Origin of the sequence: Pseudidiomarina tainanensis (genome assembly GCF_004214835.1) — a bacterium.
Taxonomy (GTDB): Bacteria; Pseudomonadota; Gammaproteobacteria; order Enterobacterales; family Alteromonadaceae; genus Pseudidiomarina; species Pseudidiomarina tainanensis.
The window spans coordinates 1-5,051 of record NZ_PIQJ01000005.1; the positions used below are offsets into that span (position 1 = coordinate 1).

Genomic DNA, 5,051 nt, shown 5'->3' on the forward strand with positions numbered 1-5,051 from the left:
AAAAAACCCCGAGCGTTAGCTCGGGGTCTCGTCGTATTTGAAGCCTGGCGGTGTCCTACTCTCACATGGGGAAGCCCCACACTACCATCGGCGCTGAAGCGTTTCACTACTGAGTTCGGAATGGATCAGGTGGTTCCACTTCGCTATGGCCGCCAGGCAAAAACTGTTAAACAATATAAACCCGCTGATTGTGCGTAATGAACCACTCTACATGAGCCATTCTTTGGTAAAAGCTCGAACTTGTGCCTTGGCCTTAAGCCCTAAACACCTTCGGTGTTGTATGGTTAAGCCTCACGGGCAATTAGTACGGGTTAGCTCAACGCATTACTACGCTTCCACACCCCGCCTATCAACGTTGTAGTCTCCAACAACCCTTCAGGACAATTACATGTCAGTGAGAGCTTATCTTGAGGCTCGCTTCCCGCTTAGATGCTTTCAGCGGTTATCGATTCCGAACATAGCTACCGGGCAGTGCCATTGGCATGACAACCCGAACACCAGAGGTTCGTTCACTCCGGTCCTCTCGTACTAGGAGCAACCCCTCTCAACTCTCAAACGCCCACGGCAGATAGGGACCGAACTGTCTCACGACGTTCTAAACCCAGCTCGCGTACCACTTTAAATGGCGAACAGCCATACCCTTGGGACCGACTACAGCCCCAGGATGTGATGAGCCGACATCGAGGTGCCAAACACCGCCGTCGATATGAACTCTTGGGCGGTATCAGCCTGTTATCCCCGGAGTACCTTTTATCCGTTGAGCGATGGCCCTTCCATTCAGAACCACCGGATCACTATGACCTGCTTTCGCACCTGCTCGACGTGTCTGTCTCGCAGTTAAGCTGGCTTGTGCCATTACACTAACCGTACGATGTCCGACCGTACTTAGCCAACCTTCGTGCTCCTCCGTTACTCTTTGGGAGGAGACCGCCCCAGTCAAACTACCCACCAGGCACTGTCCTCGACCCAGATAATGGGCCTAAGTTAGAACATCAAACATACAAGGGTGGTATTTCAAGGATGGCTCCACACCAACTAGCGCCAGTGCTTCTAAGCCTCCCACCTATCCTACACATGGAGGTTCAATGTTCAGTGCCAAGCTGTAGTAAAGGTTCACGGGGTCTTTCCGTCTAGCCGCGGGTACACCGCATCTTCACGGCGATTTCAATTTCACTGAGTCTCGGGTGGAGACAGCGTGGCCATGGTTACACCATTCGTGCAGGTCGGAACTTACCCGACAAGGAATTTCGCTACCTTAGGACCGTTATAGTTACGGCCGCCGTTTACCGGGGCTTCGATCAAGAGCTTCGCTTACGCTAACCCCATCAATTAACCTTCCGGCACCGGGCAGGTGTCACACCCTATACGTCATCTTTCGATTTTGCAGAGTGCTGTGTTTTTAATAAACAGTCCCAGCCACCTGGTCACTGCGGCCAGCTCCAGCTCCCCCCGCAAGGGGTTCACTAGCTCTGGCGTACCTTCTCCCGAAGTTACGGTACTATTTTGCCTAGTTCCTTCACCCGAGTTCTCTCAAGCGCCTTAGTATTCTCTACCTGACCACCTGTGTCGGTTTCGGGTACGGTCAACATGTACCTGAAGCTTAGAGGCTTTTCCTGGAAGCAGGGCATCAACAACTTCGCATCCGTGGATGCTCGTCTCGTATCTCAGTCTTAACGGTCCGGATTTGCCTAAACCATCAACCTACATACTTTCACCGGGATAACCAACACCCGGCTTGCCTAGCCTTCTCCGTCCCCCCATCGCAGTACATGTCGGTTCAGGAATATTAACCTGATTCCCATCGACTACGCCTCTCGGCCTCGCCTTAGGGGCCGACTTACCCTACCCTGATTAGCATGGGATAGGAAACCTTGGTCTTCCGGCGTGCGGGTTTTTCACCCGCATTATCGTTACTCATGTCAGCATTCGCACTTCTGATACCTCCAGCATGCTTCTCAACACACCTTCAACGGCTTACAGAACGCTCCCCTACCCAGCAACATAGTTGCTGCCGCAGCTTCGGTGCATGGCTTAGCCCCGTTACATCTTCCGCGCAGGCCGACTCGACTAGTGAGCTATTACGCTTTCTTTAAAGGATGGCTGCTTCTAAGCCAACCTCCTAGCTGTCTGAGCCTTCCCACATCGTTTCCCACTTAGCCATGACTTTGGGACCTTAGCTGGCGGTCTGGGTTGTTTCCCTCTTCACGACGGACGTTAGCACCCGCCGTGTGTCTCCCGGATAGTACTCACTGGTATTCGGAGTTTGCATGGGGTTGGTAAGTCGGGATGACCCCCTAGCCCAAACAGTGCTCTACCCCCAGTGGTATTCGTCCGAGGCTCTACCTAAATAGATTTCGGGGAGAACCAGCTATCTCCGGGCTTGATTAGCCTTTCACTCCGATCCACAAGTCATCCCCATCTTTTTCAACAGATGTGGGTTCGGTCCTCCAATTGATGTTACTCAATCTTCAACCTGCTCATGGATAGATCGCCCGGTTTCGGGTCTATACCTTGCAACTATGGCGCCCAGTTAAGACTCGGTTTCCCTACGGCTCCCCTATGCGGTTAACCTTGCTACAAAATATAAGTCGCTGACCCATTATACAAAAGGTACGCAGTCACCCTCGAAGGGCTCCTACTGCTTGTACGTAGACGGTTTCAGGTTCTATTTCACTCCCCTCGCCGGGGTTCTTTTCGCCTTTCCCTCACGGTACTGGTTCACTATCGGTCAGTTGGGAGTATTTAGCCTTGGAGGATGGTCCCCCCATATTCAGTCAAGATAACACGTGTCCCGACCTACTCGTTTTCACATTCATGGCTCTGTCGTGTACGGGACTATCACCCTCTATCGTCAAGCTTTCCAGCTTGTTCCACTAAAACCATGATTGCTTAAGGGCTAATTCCCGTTCGCTCGCCGCTACTAGGGAAATCTCGGTTGATTTCTTTTCCTCCGGGTACTTAGATGTTTCAGTTCTCCGGGTTCGCTTCCTTAAGCTATGTATTCACTTAAGGATACTGAGCAAGCTCAGTGGGTTTCCCCATTCGGAAATCCATGACTATAACGGCTCTTACTGCCTCATCATGGCTTATCGCAAGTTAGTACGTCCTTCATCGCCTCCAACTGCCTAGGCATCCACCGTCTACGCTTAGTCACTTAACCATACAACCCGAAAATGTTTATCTTCGAATCACATGGGCTGTTCTCTATGCTGTACACAAGTTCGATACGCCTCTACCAAAATGGTGTTTCAAGTAGAGTGGCATTTCATTACTTTATTACAATCAGCTTGTTCATATTGTTAAAGAGCGGTGTAACACAGTGGTGGGTCTGAGTAGACTTGAACTACCGACCTCACCCTTATCAGGGGTGCGCTCTAACCAGCTGAGCTACAGACCCAGTTTCTATCCGTTACATCTACCAAACCAGGCAATCTGTGTGAGCACTTATCTTCTTCAAGGCTGTTTCATAAGGAGGTGATCCAGCCGCAGGTTCCCCTACGGCTACCTTGTTACGACTTCACCCCAGTCATGAACCACACCGTGGTAAACGCCCTCCCGAAGGTTAAGCTATCTACTTCTGGTGCAGCCCACTCCCATGGTGTGACGGGCGGTGTGTACAAGGCCCGGGAACGTATTCACCGTGGCATTCTGATCCACGATTACTAGCGATTCCGACTTCATGGAGTCGAGTTGCAGACTCCAATCCGGACTACGACGCGCTTTTTGAGATCCGCATACTCTCGCGAGCTAGCTTCCCATTGTACGCGCCATTGTAGCACGTGTGTAGCCCATCCCGTAAGGGCCATGATGACTTGACGTCGTCCCCACCTTCCTCCGGTTTATCACCGGCAGTCTCCCCAGAGTTCCCGCCTTTACGCGCTGGCAACTAAGGATAAGGGTTGCGCTCGTTGCGGGACTTAACCCAACATCTCACAACACGAGCTGACGACAGCCATGCAGCACCTGTCTCAGTGTTCCCGAAGGCACTCTTCTATCTCTAAAAGATTCACTGGATGTCAAGGGATGGTAAGGTTCTTCGCGTTGCATCGAATTAAACCACATGCTCCACCGCTTGTGCGGGCCCCCGTCAATTCATTTGAGTTTTAACCTTGCGGCCGTACTCCCCAGGCGGTCAACTTAGTGCGTTAGCTGCGTTACTCACATCGTTTATGACACGAACAACTAGTTGACATCGTTTACGGCGTGGACTACCAGGGTATCTAATCCTGTTTGCTCCCCACGCTTTCGTACCTCAGCGTCAGTTTCTGACCAGGTGGCCGCCTTCGCCACCGGTATTCCTTCCTATATCTACGCATTTCACCGCTACACAGGAAATTCTACCACCCTCTTCAGAACTCGAGCCTGCCAGTTCAAAATGCCATTCCCAGGTTGAGCCCGGGGCTTTCACATCTTGCTTAACAAGCCGCCTACGTACGCTTTACGCCCAGTAATTCCGATTAACGCTTGCACCCTCCGTATTACCGCGGCTGCTGGCACGGAGTTAGCCGGTGCTTCTTCTGTGGCTAACGTCAATCTTGCAGGCTATTAACCTACAAGCCTTCCTCACCACTGAAAGTGCTTTACAACCCGAAGGCCTTCTTCACACACGCGGCATGGCTGCATCAGGGTTTCCCCCATTGTGCAATATTCCCCACTGCTGCCTCCCGTAGGAGTCTGGGCCGTGTCTCAGTCCCAGTGTGGCTGATCATCCTCTCAGAACAGCTAGAGATCGTCGCCTTGGTGGGCCTTTACCCCACCAACTAGCTAATCTCACTTGGGCCTATCTTTAGGTGCGAGGTCCGAAGAGCCCCCGCTTTGGTCCGTAGACATTATGCGGTATTAGCCACAGTTTCCCGTGGTTATCCCCCTCCTAAAGGCAAGTTCCCAAGCATTACTCACCCGTCCGCCGCTCGCCGGCAAAGTAGCAAGCTACTCCCCGCTGCCGCTCGACTTGCATGTGTTAGGCCTGCCGCCAGCGTTCAATCTGAGCCATGATCAAACTCTTCAGTTTAAAGTGTTTAATCGACCCATTGAATCAATGACTTAATAAA

Annotated in this window: 1 tRNA gene and 3 rRNA genes; all 4 read right to left on the minus strand. The window is 51.9% G+C overall.

Features of this window, described 5'->3' with window-relative positions:
• Positions 1 to 42 precede the first annotated feature (42 nt).
• A 5S ribosomal RNA gene (gene rrf / locus CWI82_RS11405) occupies positions 43 to 157 on the minus strand.
• 123 nt (positions 158 to 280) lie between these two features.
• A 23S ribosomal RNA gene (locus tag CWI82_RS11410) occupies positions 281 to 3,160 on the minus strand.
• Between the two features lie 160 nt (positions 3,161 to 3,320).
• Positions 3,321 to 3,397, minus strand: a tRNA-Ile gene (locus CWI82_RS11415).
• Between the two features lie 70 nt (positions 3,398 to 3,467).
• Positions 3,468 to 5,011 (minus strand): 16S ribosomal RNA (locus CWI82_RS11420).
• The 16S, 23S and 5S rRNA genes sit together here with 1 tRNA gene alongside, the layout of an rRNA operon.
• Between the last annotated feature and the right edge of the window lie 40 nt (positions 5,012 to 5,051).